This is a genomic window from Brevibacillus sp. WF146 (assembly GCF_001673705.2).
Classification (GTDB): Bacteria; Bacillota; Bacilli; order Brevibacillales; family Brevibacillaceae; genus Brevibacillus; species Brevibacillus thermoruber.
This window is the reverse complement of sequence record NZ_CP109943.1, coordinates 158,504-178,006: the sequence shown is the minus strand read 5'-3', so window position 1 is coordinate 178,006 and position 19,503 is coordinate 158,504. Positions and strand designations below refer to the sequence as shown.

The window sequence follows — 19,503 nt, the reverse complement described above, 5'->3', positions numbered from 1 at the left end:
ATCCCGTGTTATTCGATACGCACGCGCACCTCAATGCCCGGGAGTTTGACGAGGATCGTGAGGACGTGATTGCCCGCGCGCGGGAAAACGGCGTGAGCACCATCGTCAACATCGGCTTCAACGCCGAGACGATCCCCACCTGCCTGGAGCTGGCGGAGCGCTACGACTTCATCTACGCCGTGGTCGGCTGGCACCCGCAGGACGCCAAGGACATGACCGACGAGCATCTGGAGTGGCTGGAGGAGCTGAGCCGCCACCCGAAAGTGGTCGGACTGGGAGAAATGGGTCTGGATTACTACTGGGACACCTCGCCGCGGGACGTGCAGGCGGAGGTGTTCCGCAAGCAGATCCGCCTGGCCAAAAAGCTGGGCCTGCCGATCATCATTCACAACCGGGACGCCCACCAGGACGTCATCACGATTCTGAGGGAGGAGAAGGCGGCCGAAGTGGGCGGCATCATGCACTGCTTTTCCGGGAGCTGGGAGACGGCCAAAATGGCGCTCGACATGAACTTCTACATCTCGTTCGGCGGTCCGCTCACGTTCAAGAACGCGAAGCAGCCGAAGGAGGTGGCGGCCAAGGTGCCGCTCGACCGGCTGCTGATCGAGACCGACTGCCCGTACCTGACCCCGCACCCGTATCGCGGCAAGCGAAACGAGAGCGGGTACGTCCGCTACGTCTGCGAGGCAATGGCCGACATCCACGGCCTGTCCTACGAGGAAATGGCCCGGATCACCGCCGAGAATGCCCGCCGGCTGTTCCGGCTGGAGGCCCGTACGGAATAACCGTGTCCGAAGCCGCATGACCAATGACGAAAGCCCTTCTGTGTTCGCGCATCAGCGCATCGCAGAAGGGCCCTGTTTTTTTCCAAAACAAATCCCGGCTTGTTCTTTGCGCACATCCGGCGGCGTTTTCCGGCAGGCGGCTGAGCGTTTCCCGCCAAGCCAGGTTCTCCCACCGTTTTGCCCTGCATACCATAGTCCATATGTCGAACGATTCCATTCTCCTCGACAGAGCTGCTCGACACAAACTTGCTTCCATTCGCCATTCGCTTTTTGCTAGGCTGGTAGCAATCATCATTTGGATCTAGGAAGGGGGCAATTTGACAAACCGGAGAAAGTAGCATACAATCAAGACCGACCTTGTTCAGAACTGGCCAATTTCCAAAATATTGGTGCGATTTCATCACCCTTGCCTGACCAGACAGGAAAAGCCTTGTGCTTTTCTAGGAAAAAGGAGTGTGGGAAATGGAGTTACGCACGGTATGGGAACGGCAGAAGAAGCGAGCGATTGCCGTACTGGGCGGTCTCGCTCTGGTGCTGGTACCCATGATTGGCTATTTTTCTGCCCAAGCAACGCAACCGAAGCAGGTCACGTTTACCTTGGACGGCGTCACCCAAAAGGTGGGGACCAAGGCGCAAACCGTCGAGCAGTTTTTGGAAGAACGACACATTGCGGTGACAGACAGCGATTACCTGCAGCCAGACGCAGACACCAAAATCACCAACGGAACAACCATTACCTTACATACACGCTGGGCAATCCCTGTCCACGTGGACGGGCAGACAAAAGTCGTGCAAACGCTCAGCCGTGACGTCGCCGGCGTCTTGAAGGACGCGGGAATCACGCTGGGCAAACAGGACCGGGTGGAACCGGCACTGACAGCGTCTCTCTCCAAAGACTCGACGATCTCCGTTACGCGCGTCAGCGAACGGATCGTCACGGTGGAGGAGCGCGTGCCATACCAGGAAATTCGCAAAAGCGATGGTTCTCTGACAAAGGGACAGACCCGCGTACTGCAAAGCGGGCAGGAAGGGAAGGCCATCGCGCACTACAGACTGGTCACGGAAAACGGCAAAGAAATATCCCGTGAACTGGTAAAACGAGATGTCATCACACCGAAAAAAGACCGTATTGTCGCGGTGGGAACGGCCGCATCCGTTCAAGCCGACACGTCAAAACGGGTCGTTGCCGCAGCGGGGTTGGTCTCCCGCGGCGGCAAAGTGTTCCGGCCGAAACAGGTACTGAACGGGGTTACTTTGACCGCCTACTCTCCGGCAGGAGGAGGCAAACCCGTCGGCTCGCCGGGTTATGGCCGCACGGCTACCGGTGTCAAGGCGAAAGCCGGGCACACCATTGCCGTCGATCCCAAAGTCATTCCACTGGGATGGTGGGTGTTTATCGACGGAATCGGGTATCGTCGGGCGGAGGATACGGGCGGAGCGATACACGGTCACAAGATCGACGTGTTCGTCAGCACCGAAGCGGAAGCGGTCCAGTTCGGCCGCAAGCGAAATCGCACGGTCTACATTATCGGACCGCACAAGCCTTAGGGACAGGAGCCTGCGCTCCTGTCTTCTGTTTGCTGTCTTACCAATATGACGGGTGGGGAGCGGAAACGTTTCAGCCACACGGACAGAAACGGAACTTGTTTTTGGTGTACACTAATACCATTCCAACACGGTAGGAAAGCGGGAGCAGCGACATGAAGATCAAAGAAGTCATCGTCGTGGAAGGGCGGGACGACACGGCCGCCATCAAGCGGGCCGTCCAGGCGGACACGATCGAGACGGGCGGGTCTGCCATCAACCCGAAAACGATCGAAAAGATTCGCCTGGCCCAGCAAAAACGCGGCGTCATTATTTTTACCGACCCCGATTACCAGGGAGAGCGGATACGCAAGATCATCAGCCGGGCGGTACCGGGCTGCAAGCACGCGTTCATCACCCAGGAGGACGGGACGAAAAAAGGGGACATCGGCGTGGAGAACGCCTCCCCCGAGGTAATCGTCCGCGCGCTCTCCGAGGTGCGTACCGAGATGGCCGATCAGGCTGGGGAGATCACGCCCGACGACATGATCGCCTACGGATTGACCTCGGGTCCGGATTCCAAGGAGCGGCGAATCAAACTGGGCGAACGGCTGGGCATCGGGTACGCCAACGCCAAGCAGATGCTGCAGCGCCTGAACGCCTTTCAAATCAGCCGGGCGGAGTTTCTCGCCGCCATGAAGGCCATTGACGAAGGAGGGGAGCAGCCATGACCCGAGCCGTCGGCAAAGATATCGCCACGCCTACGCGGACCAGGGAAATCCTGGAGAAGTACGGCTTTTCGTTCAAGAAAAGCCTGGGCCAAAACTTTTTGATCGACACCAACATTCTGCACAACATCGTGGCGGCGGCCGAACTGGACAAGGGGAAGGCGGCGCTGGAGATCGGTCCCGGCATCGGCGCGCTGACCGAACAGTTGGGCAGAGCCGCCGGCCGTGTCGTGGCGGTCGAAATCGACCAACGGCTGCTGCCCATCCTGGCGGAAACCCTGGCTCCCTATGAAAACGTGGAAGTGGTGCACGGGGATGTGCTGGAGCTGGATCTGCGGGCGCTCCTGGCGGACAAGCTGGCCGGCTACGAACAGGTGAGCGTCGTGGCCAACCTGCCGTACTACGTGACGACGCCGATCCTGATGAAGCTGCTGGAGGAACGGCTGCCGCTGGAGCATATCGTGGTGATGATCCAGAAAGAGGTGGCGGACCGGATCGCCGCCAAGCCGGGTACCAAGGACTACGGCTCGCTCAGCGTTGCCGCACAGTTTTTCGCGGAGACGGAAGTGGCGATGGTGGTGCCGGCCAGCGTTTTCATTCCCCGGCCCAATGTGGATTCCGCCGTGATCAAGCTGACGATCCGCAAGCAGCCTCCTGTCGAGGTGGACGACGAAGCGCTGTTTTTCCGCGTGGTACGGGCTTGTTTTGCGCAGCGGCGGAAGACGCTGCTCAACAACCTGATGAACGGTTTGTTCGACAAAACTCAAAAAGACGATGTGGTTGGGCTGCTGGCTGAGCTGGGGATCGACCCCGGCCGCCGCGGCGAGACCCTGGGCATCGAAGAATTTGCCCGGCTCGCCAACGCCATCCGCCGCAGCAATCTGATGCCGCATCGAACATGAGGAACGCCCCTTGGAAACAAGGGGCGTTCGGATTGTTGGGACAGTCTCTTTTTTCGGCGAAAGGGGACTGTCTCAGCCATCTGAGGGCACGATGATAATGGGACGGAAGTCGGTCGGGAATTTTTTTGCCGGACGTGCCTGTCCCCGGACAAGCCATGTGACAAAAATCCGCTGATTTCACGAAAAAAACACCGTTGACAAGAACTGATTTTGGTTGCTATAATTTTTTATTTCTTTGACAAAATAAGCATAGACTGTTATAATGGAATCAAGCGAGGTGGATGGAACAATGGCAAGAAACGCGTTACTTGACATTAAACGCAGTTTAGACGAGCACATTGGCGAACGCATCCTGCTGAAAGCCAATGGCGGTCGCCGCAAAACCGTCGAACGGACGGGCATCCTCGAAGAAACGTACCCATCTGTATTCGTTGTAAAGCTTGATGACGACCAATTGTTTGAGCGAGTTTCATACAGCTATGCTGACATCTTGACGGAAACAGTAGAATTGACAGTGTGCCGTGACAACGAGCACATTCGCATTACTTTTGTACAGCAGTAGAGCCCTGGCGGCTCTGCTGTTTTGTTTTTGCCTTCCTGTCGTCCCCGGTCCGGTGTACTCGATATCATATACGTCCGGCGCCGTTTCGGTGTATGCTGAATCGAGACAGCGGCCGGGGTTTTTTTGCCCGGCCTCGCGCATACTAAGGCTGTCAACGGGAAAAGGAGGATGTTATGGGTCGCAGACGAGGCATCATGTCTGAAGCGTTCAAGATGGAGTTGGCCAAGGAGCTGGGGTTTTACGACACGGTGAAAACCGAAGGCTGGGGCGCCATCACCACGCGCGATGCCGGGAATCTGGTCAAACGCGCGATTCAGATCGCCGAGGAAGCGTTAGCCAAACAGAATGCCAAATAAACTCGTTGACGGGCCGGGGCAACCCGGCTTCTTCCTGCGTTTTTGGTTTCGCGGCAGTTGCTCCGCATTGCCTATTATGATAGAATATTCAGAAAAATACACACGCGTGTCACTAGGCGAACTAGGCATGAGCGAACGGAAGCGGCAAGGGGCGAGTCCTCCTGCTCCGGACGCTCATGCTTTTTTCAGGAGGTGAAAGCGGGCAGCAGACCGGGAACAGGCGAGGGTTACGCACCAAACAGATCGATCAGCGACAGGAGGAATGGGAAGCATGTGGAAAAGAAAGGGAATCGTACGGGGAACAGTGGCCGCTCTTGTCATCTCTACGGCGCTCTATACGCCAGTTTCGGCCCAAACGGAGGCGGTATCTCCCGCGGCGCCGCCATCAGCGTCTGCGGAAGCGCCGGCGAGCGTCATCCAAAACGACGAGCCCACATCCGTCCGCATCAATCAGTTGGTCGACACGGCCATGTACTACTACTGGCACGGCGGCGACCTGCAGCAAGCGGAAAAGGAAATCTTCAAGGGCATCACCCTGAAAGGCAAATACGATGTGGTCGAACACGCCTTCCGGGAAGCGACGATCCTCGATCCGTACAATCTGGATCTGAAGTTTTCGCTGGCGTCGACGCAGGTCATCCAGAAAAAGCTGCCCGAAGCCCTGCAGACGTACCGGCAGATCCTGCGCCTGGACCCTGACAATTTCAACGCCACCCTGCTGTTCGCCGTCTACTCCAAGGCGAACGGAGACGAGCGGGCGTTTCAGGAGGCCGTGTCCAGGCTGCGGACGATCGATCCGCAAAGGACGGCCGCCTATCTGGAAAAGCTGCGGGCGACAGACGAGATCCTGGCCGGCAGGCTTAATACCGCGGTTCCGGCCGGGCTGCCGCAAACCCGGCACGCGATCGTGATCCTGGGCTACGCGCTGGCGGACGACGGTTCGATGCGCCAGCCGCTCGTGGACCGGCTGAAAACGGGCCTGGCGGTCGCCAGACAATACCCGCAGGCCAACATCATCGTTACCGGCGGAGTGCCAAAGCAGGGCGTCACCGAAGCGGATGCGATGAGCCGGTGGCTGGTCTCCCAAGGGATTGACCAGGACCGCATCCTCCTGGAGAACAAGTCGACGGACACGGTGGAAAACGCCCTGTTTACGACGGCGATCCTGGAGCGGGAAGGGATCCGCGACGTCACGCTGGTGACCAGCGCGAGCCATATGAGACGGGCATTGACCGTCTTTCGCGAAGCCGGCGAATTATACGCGAAGATGAACGGCGGCAGCGGGAGCGTCAGATTTAGCCATGCGGCCAGCCTGGATTACCCGACGATCGAGGAGGCGCAGCAGGTGACGAAAGACGAGCGGCTGGTCACCTACCGTGACCTGCTGAGAGCGTCGGGCATCTGGGCGTATCCCGGAAAACAGCGATAGGCTTTTCTTCCGTCCAACTGGCATGGCAGAGAACCCCTGTGCTACAATAAGAGACTAGGAAATCTGAACGTAGGCAGAGGTGAACAACATGCGTATCTCGGTCAAAGCGCCCGCCAAAATCAACCTGACTCTCGACGTGCTGGCCAAACGGCCGGACGGTTATCACGAAGTGGAAATGGTGATGACCACGGTGGACTTGGCGGATCGCGTAGACCTGACCTTGCGCCAGGACGGCGCCATTACGCTGGACTGCTCTGCCAGTTTTGTACCGGACGACATACGCAACCACGCCTACAAGGCGGCGGTGCTGCTGCGTGAACGCTATCAGGTGCGCCAGGGCGTACATGTGTATATCGACAAACAGATTCCCGTAGCCGCCGGACTGGCCGGGGGAAGCAGTGACGCGGCAGCCGCCCTGCGCGGCCTGAACAAGCTGTGGAACCTCGGGCTGAGTCTGGACGAGCTGGCCGCCATCGGGGCGGAAATCGGGTCCGATGTGCCGTTTTGCGTCTACGGCGGCACGGCACTCGCCAGGGGGCGGGGCGAGCAGATCACCCATCTGCCGGCTCCCGCTCCCTGCTGGGTCATTTTGGCGAAACCGCCGATCGGGGTCTCCACTGCTGACGTGTACGGCCAGTTGCGCGTTCAGGAGATCGCCCGCCATCCTTCGACGGAACAGATGATCAAGGCGATTCGCGAACAGGATTTTTCGCTGATGTGCCGCTCCATGGGCAACGTGCTGGAAGAGGTGACGCTGGCCATGCACCCGCAAGTGCGGCAGATCAAGGAGCTGATGGAGCAGTCGGGAGCGGACGGCGTGCTGATGTCGGGGAGCGGCCCGACCGTGTTTGCCCTCGTACAAAAGGAAGCGAAGGTGCACCGTATCTACAACGCGCTGCGCGGGTTTGTCAAAGACGTGTTCGTCGCCCGCATGCTGGGGATGCCGGATGGGGAAATGCTTGCATGAACCCGTATGGAAATGATACATTAGCACCATAATATTCGGTTTTTTGGAGGAAGAATCATGAAGAAAATGCGCAGAAGTGCGCGTCTGGTCGACATGACGCAGCACTTGCTCGCCCATCCCCACACGTTGATTCCACTCACCATGTTTGCCGAACAGTACGGGGCGGCCAAGTCGTCCATCAGCGAAGACCTGTCCATTATCAAGGAAGCGTTTGAGAGCCAGGGTGTGGGCGCGCTGCGAACGGTAGCGGGAGCGGCCGGCGGAGTGAAGTACATTCCCCAGATGAAGACGGAACACGCCCTTCACTTCATGCGCGAACTGATCGGCCATTTGGAAAATCCCGACCGCCTGCTGCCGGGCGGCTACCTGTACATGTCCGACATCCTCGGCCACCCGGCCACCATGGCCCGGATCGGCAAGCTGTTTGCCACCGCCTTTGCGGAAAAGAACGTGGAAGTGGTCATGACGGTGGAAACCAAGGGGATTCCGCTCGCCTACGCGACGGCCGCTTATCTGAACGTGCCTGTCGTGATCGTCCGGCGCGACAACAAGGTGACGGAAGGGTCCGTGGTCAGCATCAATTACGTGTCCGGCTCGAGCAAGCGCATTCAGACGATGTCGCTGGCCCGCCGTGCGCTGGCCGAACAGTCCCGCGTCCTGATCGTCGACGATTTCATGAAGGCCGGCGGCACGATTCGCGGCATGATCGATCTCCTGCAGGAGTTCCGCGCCACCGTGGTGGGCTGCGGCGTGTTGGTGGAGACGGCTGACGTCACGGACCGCCTCGTGGACGAGTACGTCTCGCTGGCCAAGCTGCGCGATGTGGACGTCAAGGGCAAGCAGATCGAGATCGAGCTGGGCAGTTATTTTCACGAGAGAGAGGAGTAATGGACAGATGGCGATTTCATTTGTTTCGACGGACAAGGCGCCGGCGGCAATCGGTCCGTACAGTCAGGCGGTCAAGGCAGGCCCGTTCCTGTTTGCTTCCGGCCAAATTCCGCTGCGCCCGGACGGCACCCTGGTCGAAGGGGATATCGTGGAACAGGCGCACCAGGTGTTCGCCAACATCAAGGCGATCCTGGCCGAAGCCGGGCTGACGCTCTCCGACGTGGTGAAAGCGACCGTGTTTATCAAGGACATGAACGATTTTGGCCGGCTGAACGAAGTGTACGCCGAATACTTCGGCGATCACAAACCGGCCCGCTCCACGGTGGAAGTGGCCCGTCTGCCGCGCGATGTAAAGGTGGAAATCGAAGTCGTTGCGTACACGGGAAAATAAAAAACAGGGATGAGAAGCCCGACACCAGGCAGTGTCGGGCTTGTTTTTTCCAGTTTATTCGGCAGGGGAGATAAAATAATAGTTTTTTTTGCAAAAATTCGGTAACCAGGCAGGAATATTTACCCAGAGCGTGGAATTACTCCTAAACGCTTTGATAGATAAAGGGAGTGAACTTGATGGAAGTAACAGACGTAAGACTTCGCCGCGTGAATACGGATGGTCGAATGAAAGCCATTGCGTCCATTACGATTGACCATGAATTCGTGGTTCATGATATCCGTGTCATTGACGGGAACAATGGCATGTTTGTTGCGATGCCCAGCAAACGCACCCCGGATGGGGAGTTCCGCGACATCGCACATCCGATCTCCTCTGCCACGCGCGAAAAGATTCAAGCTGCTGTACTGGCTGAATACGAGCGTGTAGGCCAAGAAGAGGAGAACACCATCGAAGCAGGCGCTTGATTCAAGCCCAACAAAAGCACCCGGTCGCGACGACTGGGTGCTTTGTTCTTGCCTGAGCAGCCGGCAGGGGAGAGCCAGGCGCGGCTGTTCGGCCGGTCCCGGCCCGGCTGCCGACCCGCCGCCGGCCAAGAGCCGGACGGCAGCGGCCCTCCGCTAATAGCAGGCCTCCAGATCGGCTATGATTTTTTCCCTGTCCAACCCTTCGCCGATAAAAACGGCGACCATCTTCGGGCCGAAGTTTTCGAAGGGAAACAGGTTCACCTGATTGTCGGTGTGCTGAAACGAAATCAGTTCCTCCCGCCCTTTAAACAGCACGTATCCTTTGGCGCGGTAGACGTTTTTCGGCAGATCCCAGAGAAAATCCTCAAACTTTTTTGCGTCCACCGGTCCAGTAAAATGGTAGGAAAAGGTCTCAATGCTGTTGTACAGCGACGGCTGACCGGCTGAAATGCCGAGCGATCGTTTCACTTTTTCCAGGGCGGACATTCGTCCTATGCTTTTTTGCACAGGAGAGCCGGCCGCCTTGTCCCGGGCCCGTTCCGCCGCGCTGCGTTCGGCGGCGCGCTTGACGCTCAACAGTTCCCGCAGGTCCATGTCGCTCTGGATCGTCTGGTGGATCGGGGCGTGCGGATTCAGCTCAAGCAGCTTGGCCTTTACTTTTTCCAACACCTCCGGGGTGACCAGATCGATTTTATTTAATAGAAGCAAATCGGCGTACTTCACCTGGTTGCGGATCGTCTTGACCAGCGAGCCGCTCGACTGGAAGCGGGAGTTGAGGTCGCGGAAGCGGGAAGCGTCCACGACGCTTATGATTCCCTTGAGCTCCATCCTGTCGTACAGCTCCGGATGGGTAAGCGCGTCCACCACGTCAACCGGATCGGCCACGCCGGTGGTTTCGATCAGGATGTGGTCAGGCTCGAAGGAGGAGAGAACGTCCTTCAGTCCATCCGTCAGCTCCCCGCGAATGGAGCAGCAGATGCAGCCGTCCAGCAGCTTTTTCACCGGAAAGCCGAAGCCCTGAATCTGCTCGCCGTCGATGTCTTCTTCGCCCATTTCATTCATCAGGACCACGACCCGGCCGTCCTGGTTCCGCAGATAGGCCAGCAGTTTCTGCATCAGCGTCGTCTTGCCGCTGCCCAGATACCCGGTCAAAATGTATACGCCAGCGCTCAACGCGTCCATCCCCCTTGCCTTTTCATGTAACGGTGAGAACACGGAGGGCGGAGGTGGGAAGTCCGTTTTTCTTTTTCGGAAAAGACGGACGATTCCTGCGGCGATCCGCTCTCGGTTCCCTTCCCATCATAATCCAGGCGGGAAACAGGCGTCAAACGTCTAAAAATCGCCATCGGAAACCAGTGCCTACCGTCTTGAAATCACCATTTGATTAAGATATAGTCATTGTGGAACTTATACGCTGGAGGGTTGACATGTCTAAGATCCATGCCGTGGTACTGGCTGCGGGCCAGGGAACACGGATGAAATCGAAGCTGTACAAGGTTCTTCACCCCGTCTGCGGCAAGCCCATGGTTCAGCATGTGGTGGACACGCTGGCTTCCATGCGGGTGGAAGATGTCATTGTCGTCGTAGGTCACGGTGCTGACGCTGTCCGTTCCACGCTGGGCGAACGCGTCACGTACGCTTTGCAGAAGGAACAGTTGGGTACGGCCCATGCCGTGCAGCAGGCGGTACCGTTTTTGCAGGCGAAAGAAGGAACTACGTTTATTTTGTACGGAGATGTACCCCTCCTGTCCGAGGAGACGCTCACTGCTCTCTTGCGCTATCACGAAGAGCAGCAGGCGGCCGCGACCGTACTGACTGCCGTCGTCCCCGACCCGACCGGTTACGGACGCATCGTGCGCAGTGAAACGGGCGAGGTGCTGCGCATTGTCGAGCACAAGGACGCTACTCCGTCGGAACGGGCGATCAGAGAAATCAACACAGGCATATACTGTTTTGACAATCAAAAATTGTTGAAAGCCTTGGCACAAGTGAAAAATGACAACGCTCAAGGCGAATACTATGTGACGGACTGCATCGGCATTCTGCGGCAGGCGGGCGAAAAGGTGGCCGCCTTCGAAGCGGTGGACCCGGATGAAACGATGGGCGTCAACGACCGCGCGCAGTTGGCCGAAGCCGAAGCGTACATGCGCAGGCGCATCGCCGTGCGCCATATGAAAAACGGCGTGACGATTGTCGATCCCGCATCCACGTACATCGAAGCGGACGTGGTGATCGGTGCGGATACGGTGATTCAGCCCGGAACGTTTTTGCGTGCAGGGACAACCATTGGCGCCGATTGCGTGATTGGTCCGCAGGCGGATTTGACCAATGTGCAGGTGGCGGATCGCGTCACCATCTCCTACTCCGTCATGGTCGACGCCCGTGTGGAGGCAGACTCTACGGTCGGACCGTTTGCCTATGTGCGGCCGGGAACGGAAATCGGCCCGCATGTCAAAATCGGCGACTTTGTCGAACTGAAAAATGCGAAAATCGGCAAAGGCACCAAGGTGCCGCACCTCAGCTACGTGGGCGACGCCGAGATCGGCGAGGGCGTCAATATCGGCTGCGGCACGATTACGGTCAACTATGACGGCGCCGTCAAACACAAAACGGTCGTGATGGACGGCTCCTTTATCGGCTGCAACACCAATCTCGTTGCGCCGGTTACCGTGGGACAAAACGCGTACGTGGCCGCAGGTTCCACCATTACGCAGGACGTGCCGGACGAAGCGCTGGCCATCGCTCGTGAACGTCAGGTAAACAAGCCGGGTTATGCCAACAAACTGCCGCGCAAAGGCAAGAAGGATTAACAACGGGGGGTTTTCTTAACTATCATGGCTAACTACCGCGATCCTAAACTGAAGGTCTTTACGTGCAACGCAAATCGCCAACTGGCGAAAGAGATTGCGGAGCACATCGGCGTGCCGCTGGGCAATGCGGAAGCAGTCCGCTTCAGCGATGGCGAGTGTCAAATCAAACTGAACGAAAGCGTTCGCGGTTGTGACGTGTTTGTGATTCAGCCAACATGTGCTCCCGTTAACGAACACCTGATGGAACTGCTGGTGATGGTCGATGCGCTGAAACGCGCCTCCGCCAAGAGCATCAACGTCGTGATTCCGTATTACGGGTACGCCCGCCAGGACCGGAAAGCCCGCGCGCGCGATCCGATCACGGCCAAGCTGGTCGCCAACCTGATCGAGACCGCAGGGGCGCACCGCGTCATCACGATGGACCTGCACGCGACGCAGATCCAGGGCTTCTTCGACATCCCGGTCGACCACCTGTTGGGCGTGCCGATTCTGGGGAAATACTTTTCCGAAAAAGGTCTGCAGGACATTGTCGTCGTCTCGCCGGACCACGGCGGCGTAACCCGCGCCCGCAAGCTGGCGGAGCGCCTGGAAGCGCCGATCGCGATCATCGACAAGCGCCGTCCGGAACCAAACGTGGCGGAAGTGATGAACATCGTCGGGAACATCGAGGGCAGAACGGCGATCATCATCGACGACATCATCGATACGGCCGGCACGATCACGCTGGCGGCCAACGCGCTGGTGGAAGCGGGTGCGCGTGACGTGTACGCGTGCTGCACGCATCCGGTGCTGTCCGGCCCGGCCATCCAGCGGATCAACGACTCCAAGATTCGCGAGTTGGTGGTGACCAACACCATTCCGTTGAGCCAGGACCGGATGATCGACAAGATCAAGGTGCTGTCCGTGGCGCCGATCATCGGGGAAGCGATCATCCGCGTTCACGAAGAGCTGTCCGTCAGCAAGCTGTTTGATTAGTACAACCCGGTCAGGGGATTGAAATACGCCTCCGCTGGACAAGCTAGGGAGTAGGAAGAATCTGCTAGCTGTCCAGAGGAGGTTTTTTTGTGGAAACGATCAAGGCGATCATCCGCCGCAAGGGAGAACAGCCGACGAACAACGAGCTCCGCCGCCAGGGCTGGGTCCCGGCCGTCGTCTACGGAAGCGACGTCCAGAACCTGTCGATCCAGGTGAATGGACGGGAGCTGGATCAGGCCCTGCGCCATCAGTCGACCAACAAGCCGTTCAAGCTGGTGATCAACGGCAACGAACATCCCGTGATGGTCTACGAACTGCAGCGTCATCCCGTGAAGGGCAGCATCCTGCACGCCGACTTCAAGAAAATCAGCATGAATGAAAAAGTGCACACCAGCGTACCGGTTTTACTGTCGGGCGACCCGGAGCTGGGGGTGGCCACCCTGGTCCGCCACAGCGTGGAAATCTCCTGCCTGCCCGGCAGCATCCCCGAATCGTTTACCGTCAACGTCGACGGCCTCAACATCGGGGACGTGGTGCTGGCCAAAGATCTGGAGATCCCGCCCGATGTCGATCTCGGGATTGACGAGATGGAAGTGATCGTCAGCGTGCTGCCGGTGAAGGCCCAATCGGACGAATCGGTGGAGGCGGAACAGTCGGCCGAGGCTGTGGCCGAAGAGGCGGGATCGCCGACAGAGGAAGCCAAAAACGCATAGAGGCTCCTGCCCCGGGACGTTCGGGGCTTTTTTTGTGGCCGCGACACCTCCTTGGCGTTGACGCAGGAAAGGCGGAGCGGGAAAACGGCCCGCGCCGGCCGATGTGGACGGATGCCGCACCACGGGGCACCGCATCGGCTTGGCGGAGCGAGGTTTTCTATGTACAATGAGGGGAGGTTAGGAGGGAACAACCGTGAAAGTGATCATCGGACTGGGCAACCCCGGCAAAAAATATGAAGATACAAGACATAATGCAGGGTTTATGGCCATAGATAAAATTAGCGACAAGTGGAACATTCCCGTACAGCAGAACAAGTTTCGCGCCATCGTCGGCGAGGGCCGGATCGAAGGGGAAAAGGTGCTGCTGGTCAAACCGCAGACCTACATGAACCTGTCCGGAGAGTCCGTAGCCGAGGTGCTGAAGTTTTACAAGCTGACTCCGGACGATGTCGTGGTCATTTACGACGATCTGGATCTGCCTCCGGGCCAGCTTCGCCTGCGGTTAAAGGGCAGCGCAGGCGGACACAACGGCATCAAATCGCTGATCCAGCACATGGGCACCCAGGAGTTCAAGCGAATCAAGGTGGGCATCGGCCGCCCCGAACCGGGAAGGAGTGTAAGCGATTACGTCCTGCAGTCTTTTTCCGCCGCCGAGCGTCCGGTGATTGACGCCGCCGTGGAGCAGGCGGCCGACGCCGCCGCGATGTGGGCGAGAGAACCGTTTGAGATCGTGATGAACCACTACAACAGTCGGAAGTAACGCGGATAAGCGCCCGAGAGCCAAAGGACCCGCTTGCGCCAGGCGGCGGGTCTAGTATGTTTTTCCACCCCCTCGGCCATACTAAGCGGTAGAATGGCCGGGGGGTGTAATGCGAGTGAGCTTTCGCTATGTCTGCCGCTGCTGCGGCATCAGGATTGCGGAATTTGACGACACGCGCGTGACGGAAGCACAGTTGGGGTTGGATTCCTTGACCCCGGAAGAACGTGCTCTTATAATAACCAAAGAACCAGAGGGGGACACGGTTGTCAGCATCACGTGCGCCTACTGCCGTGAGGCGCTGGATCTGCACCCGGAACTTTCCCTGGTCGGCAATCCGCTCCAATAACATAGGAAACGAAAGGCTTTCGGTGGAAGGCTTGCAAGGACAAGGCCTTGGCTTCTTGAGCTAAGGCTTCTTTTCGCATGACAGAAAAACCAGAGAGGGGACTAATGGATGCAAGTCATCATTAACCCGATGAAACAGGACGCCAACATCGGGACAATTGTCGCCGGCCTGGAAAAGGGGCTGCACGAACAGCTCGTCTCCGGTTTGGCCGGTTCCGCCCGGCAGGCGCTGATGGTCGCGCTCAAACAGATGGCGGGCCGTCCGATGTGCGTCATCACTCATAACATGTTTCAAGCGCAAAAGGTGTACGAGGACCTGATCGAACTCCTCCCCGCCGACGAGGTGCTGCTCTACCCCGGAAACGAATTGATCGGCTCCGAATTGGCGATCGCCAGTCCCGAGATGCTGGCGCAGCGCATTCACGTGTTCAACCGTTTAGCCCAGGGCTTTACGGGTATTTTGGTTGCGCCGTTTGCCGGCGTGCGCCGTCTGGTCGTGCCGCCTCACATCTGGCGGGACGCGCAGATCGAACTGCGGGTCGGCGAAGAACTGGACATCGACACGTTTTTGCTCCGCTGTGTGGAGCTGGGCTACGAGCGCGTCGACATGGTGGAGCGAAAAGGCGAATTCAGCGTGCGCGGCGGGATCATCGACCTCTACCCGATCGACTCGGAATGGCCGGTGCGGATCGAGCTGTTTGACGTGGAAATCGACTCGATCCGCACGTTTGACATGGGGACGCAGCGCTCGCTGGAGTCCGTCCAGTCGTTTACGATCGGGCCGGCCAAGGAGGTCATCGCCACGACCGCGCTGCTGCAGGAGGCGGCTGTCCGGCTGGAGCAGAAGCTGGGCGAAACGGTGGCCAAGCTGAAGGACGGGGCGGCCAAGGAAAAAGTGGTGCAAAAAATCGGCGCCGACGTGGAGCGAATGATGCAGGGACAGCGGTTTTCCCATCTCTACTCCTACATCTCGGTCATCTACCCGACAAACGACACGCTGCTCTCCTACATGCCGTCCGACACGGTGCTGATCGTGGACGAACCGTCCCGCGTGCTGGATACGGCGGCGCAGCTCCAAAAAGAGGAGGCGGAGTGGCTGACCGGCCGGATCGCCGAAGGGGAGTACATGGCCAACCTGAGCCTGTCCCGCTCCTACGAGGAGACCGTGGGCGCGAAAAAGCGGCAGATCGTCTACCTGTCTTTGTTTTTGCGCCAGTCGCCGAAGACGCAGCCGCAAAACATCGTCAATCTCACCTGCCGGACGATGCAAAACTTCCACGGCCAGATGAACGTGCTGAAAACGGAGCTGGCCCGCTGGAAAAAATCGCAGGACCAGATCGTCTTCGTGGCCGCCGATCTGGAGCGGGCCAAGCGTCTGGAACGGGTGCTGCACGATTACGAGATGGAGGCGGACCTGTTGACGGAGCCGGTGGAATCAGTCCCGCCCGGCCGTCCGACCATCATTCTCGGCAACCTGCAAACCGGGTTTGAACTGCCGCTGAACAAGCTCGTCGTCATCACCGAGGGGGAAGTCTTTACCCCGAAACAGCGCAAGGCGCGCAAGGTCCAGCAGACGATGACCAACGCCGAGCGGATCAAAAACTACCTGGAGCTGAAGCCGGGCGACTACGTCGTGCACGTCAACCACGGGATCGGCAAATACCTGGGGATTGAAACCAAAGAAATTCTCGGAATTCATAAAGATTACTTGCATATTCAGTACGCCGGCGGAGACAGCCTGTTTGTGCCGATCGACCAGATTGACCACGTGCAGAAATACGTGGGCAGCGAAGAGGCGGAGCCGAAAATCTACAGCCTCGGCGGCAGCGAGTGGAAGCGCGTCAAGAACAAGGTGAAGTCCTCCGTCAAGGACATTGCGGAAGACCTGATCAAGCTCTACGCGGCCCGGGAAGCGGCCGTGGGCCACGCGTTCTCGCCCGACACGGAGGAACAGCGGGAGTTTGAGGCGATGTTTCCCTACCAGGAGACGCCGGACCAGCTCCGGGCGATCGCCGAGGTCAAGGCGGACATGGAAAAGCGCCGGCCGATGGACCGGCTCGTCTGCGGCGACGTGGGCTACGGCAAGACGGAGGTGGCGATCCGGGCGGCGTTCAAGGCGGTCATGGACGGCAAGCAGGTGGCCGTGCTTGTGCCCACCACCATTTTGGCGCAGCAGCATTACGAGACCTTCCGCGAGCGCTTTGCCGACTACCCGATCCGCGTCGAGGTGCTCAGCCGGTTCCGCTCGCGCAAAGAGCAGAACGCCGCGCTGAAAGGGCTGAAGGAAGGCACGGTGGACGTCGTCATCGGGACGCACCGTCTGCTGTCCAAGGACGTTCAGTTTCGCGATCTCGGGCTGCTGATCGTCGATGAAGAACAGCGCTTCGGCGTCAGCCACAAGGAAAAACTGAAGCAGATGAAGACCAACGTGGACGTGCTGACCCTGACCGCGACGCCGATTCCGCGGACGCTGCACATGTCGATGATCGGCGTGCGCGACCTGTCCGTGATCGAGACGCCGCCGGAAAACCGGTTCCCGGTGCAGACGTACGTCATGGAGTACAGCCCGGCGCTGGTGCGGGAGGCGATCGAGCGGGAACTGGCCCGCGGCGGCCAGGTTTTTTTCCTCTACAACCAGGTGCAGGGGATCGAGCAGATGGCGGAGCAAATCGCCGCGCTCGTGCCGGACGCCCGCGTCGCCGTGGCGCACGGCCAGATGAACGAGAGCGAGCTGGAAGGCATCATCCTGGACTTTTTGGAAGGCAATTACGACGTGCTGGTCAGCACCACGATCATTGAAACGGGCGTCGACATCCCCAACGTGAATACGCTGATCATCTACAATGCGGACAAAATGGGCCTGTCCCAACTGTACCAGCTCCGCGGACGGGTCGGCCGGTCCAACCGGATTGCCTATGCCTACTTTACCTACCAGCGGGACAAAGTGCTGACCGAAGTGGCGGAGAAGCGCCTGCAGGCGATCAAGGAGTTTACCGAGCTCGGCTCCGGCTTCAAGATCGCGATGCGCGACCTCTCCATCCGCGGCGCCGGAAATTTGCTGGGCGCCGAGCAGCACGGCTTCATCAACTCGGTCGGGTTTGACCTGTACAGCCAGATGCTGAAAGAGGCGATCGACGAGCTGAAAGGGGAAGTGAAGCAGGAGAGCGTCTCCCCGGTGGAGATCAACCTGCAGTTGGACGCCTACATCCCGTCGCTCTACATCACCGACAGCCGGCAGAAAATCGAGATGTACAAAAAATTTGTGGCCGTCTCCTCCCTGGAGGACGTGGACGACCTGGCGGAAGAGCTGCTGGACCGCTTCGGCCCCGTGCCGAAACCGGTGGAGAACCTGCTCACCATCTCCCGCCTGCGCGTCTACGCGCTGAAACACCGCATCACCGAGATCAGCCAGAAAAATCCGGACGAGATCAAACTGTATCTGCACCCCAGCCAGAACAACAACATCGACGGCGGCGCGTTGTTCGCGCTAGCCAGCAATTGGAGCAGGCGATTGGGTCTCTCGGGTGGACAACAGATCGTCATTACTGTTAAAGTAAAAGGGTTACAGGAAGATGAAGGCGTGCAGCTTGTAGAAAAGCTGCTGCGTCAATTTCACTTGGTGCGCAAGGACACCAGTACGGAAAGCACCGTCTCCTGAGGGGGAAAGGGCTTTTCGGGAAGGGAGAGCCATTCCATGAAACGATCTGTAGCCATTTTGTCTTCCGCCGTCCTGGTCGTGGCGCTGCTGACCGGATGCGGAAAAGGAGACGACAACGCGGAGGCTTCCAAACCGACCAACCAGAACCAACCGGCACAAGCGGGTGATCAAGCCAATGCCAACGATCCGCTGGCGCAGTTTCCCAAGCTGAACCTGCCGTTCAGCGTCGATCCCAACGCCGCCGTCGTCGAGTACCAGGGAGGCACCCTGAGCGGGAAAGAGTTTGAGACGTTCCTGCGGGTGATCAACTTCCTCAATCCGATGCAGGGCCAAATGATTGAGGCGGCCGACCAGGAGATGCTGAAAACGTTCGCCCGCGAATTCACGGCGACGAAAATCCTGGCCGCCAAAGCCGACGCTGCCATCGAGAAAGAGTCCAGGGAGACGGCCGAGAAAAGCTTCGACAAGATCAAGGGGCAGTATCTCAGCCTCTTGGGCAAGGACGAAGCCAAGTTTGACAAGCTGATGGAGAACCAGGGCGTTTCCAAGGATGTCGTGATCGATCAGATGACGCTCATCAACAACTCGATCAACGTGCTGAAAAAGAACATTGATGACGCGGCGCTGAAAAAGATGTACGACGGGATGAACAAGGAATCGCTGACCGTCGCCTCTGTCCGCCACATCCTGATCTCCACCGAGAAACGGAAGCCGGAAGAAGCGCTCAAACTGGCCAACGATCTGGCGGCCCGCCTGAAAAAAGGGGAGGATTTCGCCAAACTGGCCAAAGAGTACAGCGACGACCCGGGCAGCAAGGACACCGGCGGTCTGTACGAAGACGCCGACGTGAGCCAATGGGTGCCGGAGTTCAAGGACGCCGCCCTGAACCTGCCGATCGGCCAAATCAGCGAACCGGTGAAAACCGATTACGGCTACCACGTGATGAAGGTGGAAAGCCGCAAGCAAAAGAGCTTCGACGAGATGAAAGAACAGCTTCGCGCGCAGGCGTTGGAGCAGGAGTACGACAAATTCGGCAAAACCGAGCTGGACAAGCTGATCACCAAGTACAACCTTCCGGAGCCGAAACCGGCTGCGGGACAAGCCAAAAAGTGACGGGGTCCTTCGACGTCCCGTCCCTTCACCGATGGGGGACTCGTTCGCCCATGTCCGTCGAACAGACAGGGAACCTGAGTTCCCTGTTTTTTCGTTTTCTCGCATATTCTTGAAGCACCGGCGAATACTATAG

Annotated in this window: 19 protein-coding genes; 18 read left to right on the top strand and 1 reads right to left on the bottom strand. The window is 58.5% G+C overall.

What is annotated here, in order from left to right:
* The first annotated feature begins 5 nt into the window (after positions 1-5).
* The 11 genes from A6764_RS01045 to spoVG all read left to right on the top strand — a co-directional run bounded on the left by A6764_RS01045 (position 6) and on the right by spoVG (position 8,996).
* Complete coding sequence (locus A6764_RS01045; protein ID WP_044899275.1) at positions 6-785, top strand: TatD family hydrolase; 780 nt, start codon at positions 6-8, stop codon at positions 783-785.
* Between the two features lie 462 nt (positions 786-1,247).
* Positions 1,248-2,333, top strand: coding sequence for a resuscitation-promoting factor (locus tag A6764_RS01040; RefSeq protein WP_029098039.1), 1,086 nt, complete (start codon positions 1,248-1,250; stop codon positions 2,331-2,333).
* 152 nt (positions 2,334-2,485) lie between these two features.
* The gene (rnmV, locus tag A6764_RS01035; RefSeq protein ID WP_029098038.1) at positions 2,486-3,040 is read left to right on the top strand and encodes a ribonuclease M5; all 555 of its coding nucleotides are present in this window, start codon (positions 2,486-2,488) and stop codon (positions 3,038-3,040) included.
* A complete protein-coding gene (rsmA, locus tag A6764_RS01030; protein WP_065067584.1) occupies positions 3,037-3,939 on the top strand; it encodes a 16S rRNA (adenine(1518)-N(6)/adenine(1519)-N(6))-dimethyltransferase RsmA in 903 nt (300 codons plus the stop codon). Before rnmV ends, rsmA begins: the two co-directional genes overlap by 4 nt.
* A 289-nt stretch (positions 3,940-4,228) precedes the next feature.
* Positions 4,229-4,501, top strand: a complete 273-nt coding sequence (veg, locus tag A6764_RS01025; protein ID WP_029098036.1) for a biofilm formation stimulator Veg — start codon at positions 4,229-4,231, stop codon at positions 4,499-4,501.
* Positions 4,502-4,674: 173 nt separating this feature from the next.
* Positions 4,675-4,857: a small, acid-soluble spore protein, alpha/beta type gene (locus A6764_RS01020; protein ID WP_029098035.1), complete on the top strand. Its 183-nt coding sequence runs from the start codon at positions 4,675-4,677 to the stop codon at positions 4,855-4,857.
* 271 nt (positions 4,858-5,128) lie between these two features.
* Positions 5,129-6,286: a YdcF family protein gene (locus A6764_RS01015; protein ID WP_065067585.1), complete on the top strand. Its 1,158-nt coding sequence runs from the start codon at positions 5,129-5,131 to the stop codon at positions 6,284-6,286.
* Between the two features lie 88 nt (positions 6,287-6,374).
* Positions 6,375-7,253: a 4-(cytidine 5'-diphospho)-2-C-methyl-D-erythritol kinase gene (gene ispE / locus A6764_RS01010; protein ID WP_029098034.1), complete on the top strand. Its 879-nt coding sequence runs from the start codon at positions 6,375-6,377 to the stop codon at positions 7,251-7,253.
* A gap of 57 nt (positions 7,254-7,310) precedes the next feature.
* On the top strand, positions 7,311-8,141 hold the full coding sequence (purR, locus tag A6764_RS01005; RefSeq protein WP_029098033.1) for a pur operon repressor: 831 nt from the start codon (positions 7,311-7,313) through the stop codon (positions 8,139-8,141).
* A 7-nt stretch (positions 8,142-8,148) separates the two neighbouring features.
* The gene (locus A6764_RS01000) at positions 8,149-8,532 is read left to right on the top strand and encodes a RidA family protein (RefSeq protein WP_029098032.1); all 384 of its coding nucleotides are present in this window, start codon (positions 8,149-8,151) and stop codon (positions 8,530-8,532) included.
* A 176-nt stretch (positions 8,533-8,708) separates the two neighbouring features.
* Positions 8,709-8,996, top strand: coding sequence for a septation regulator SpoVG (gene spoVG / locus A6764_RS00995; RefSeq protein ID WP_029098031.1), 288 nt, complete (start codon positions 8,709-8,711; stop codon positions 8,994-8,996).
* 153 nt (positions 8,997-9,149) lie between these two features.
* Here the strand turns inward: spoVG and A6764_RS00990 are convergent, their stop codons facing one another.
* Positions 9,150-10,169: a CobW family GTP-binding protein gene (locus tag A6764_RS00990; protein WP_065067599.1), complete on the bottom strand. Its 1,020-nt coding sequence runs from the start codon at positions 10,167-10,169 to the stop codon at positions 9,150-9,152.
* Between the two features lie 254 nt (positions 10,170-10,423).
* On the opposite strand from A6764_RS00990, the gene glmU reads away from it, so the two are divergent.
* From glmU to A6764_RS00955, 7 genes are all read left to right on the top strand, one after another.
* The gene (glmU, locus tag A6764_RS00985) at positions 10,424-11,806 is read left to right on the top strand and encodes a bifunctional UDP-N-acetylglucosamine diphosphorylase/glucosamine-1-phosphate N-acetyltransferase GlmU (RefSeq protein WP_065067586.1); all 1,383 of its coding nucleotides are present in this window, start codon (positions 10,424-10,426) and stop codon (positions 11,804-11,806) included.
* Positions 11,807-11,830: 24 nt separating this feature from the next.
* Positions 11,831-12,781: a ribose-phosphate diphosphokinase gene (locus tag A6764_RS00980; RefSeq protein WP_035296614.1), complete on the top strand. Its 951-nt coding sequence runs from the start codon at positions 11,831-11,833 to the stop codon at positions 12,779-12,781.
* A gap of 89 nt (positions 12,782-12,870) precedes the next feature.
* Positions 12,871-13,494 (top strand): 50S ribosomal protein L25, encoded by a 624-nt coding sequence (locus A6764_RS00975; protein WP_065067587.1) that lies wholly within the window; start codon positions 12,871-12,873, stop codon positions 13,492-13,494.
* Positions 13,495-13,687: 193 nt separating this feature from the next.
* Entirely contained in the window at positions 13,688-14,254 is a 567-nt protein-coding gene (gene pth / locus A6764_RS00970; protein WP_029098026.1) for an aminoacyl-tRNA hydrolase, read from the top strand.
* Positions 14,255-14,369: 115 nt separating this feature from the next.
* On the top strand, positions 14,370-14,600 hold the full coding sequence (locus A6764_RS00965) for an anti-sigma-F factor Fin (RefSeq protein WP_029098025.1): 231 nt from the start codon (positions 14,370-14,372) through the stop codon (positions 14,598-14,600).
* Positions 14,601-14,708: 108 nt separating this feature from the next.
* Complete coding sequence (gene mfd, locus A6764_RS00960) at positions 14,709-18,257, top strand: transcription-repair coupling factor (protein ID WP_035296623.1); 3,549 nt, start codon at positions 14,709-14,711, stop codon at positions 18,255-18,257.
* 36 nt (positions 18,258-18,293) lie between these two features.
* The gene (locus tag A6764_RS00955; protein WP_044899267.1) at positions 18,294-19,370 is read left to right on the top strand and encodes a peptidylprolyl isomerase; all 1,077 of its coding nucleotides are present in this window, start codon (positions 18,294-18,296) and stop codon (positions 19,368-19,370) included.
* Positions 19,371-19,503: the final 133 nt, after the last annotated feature.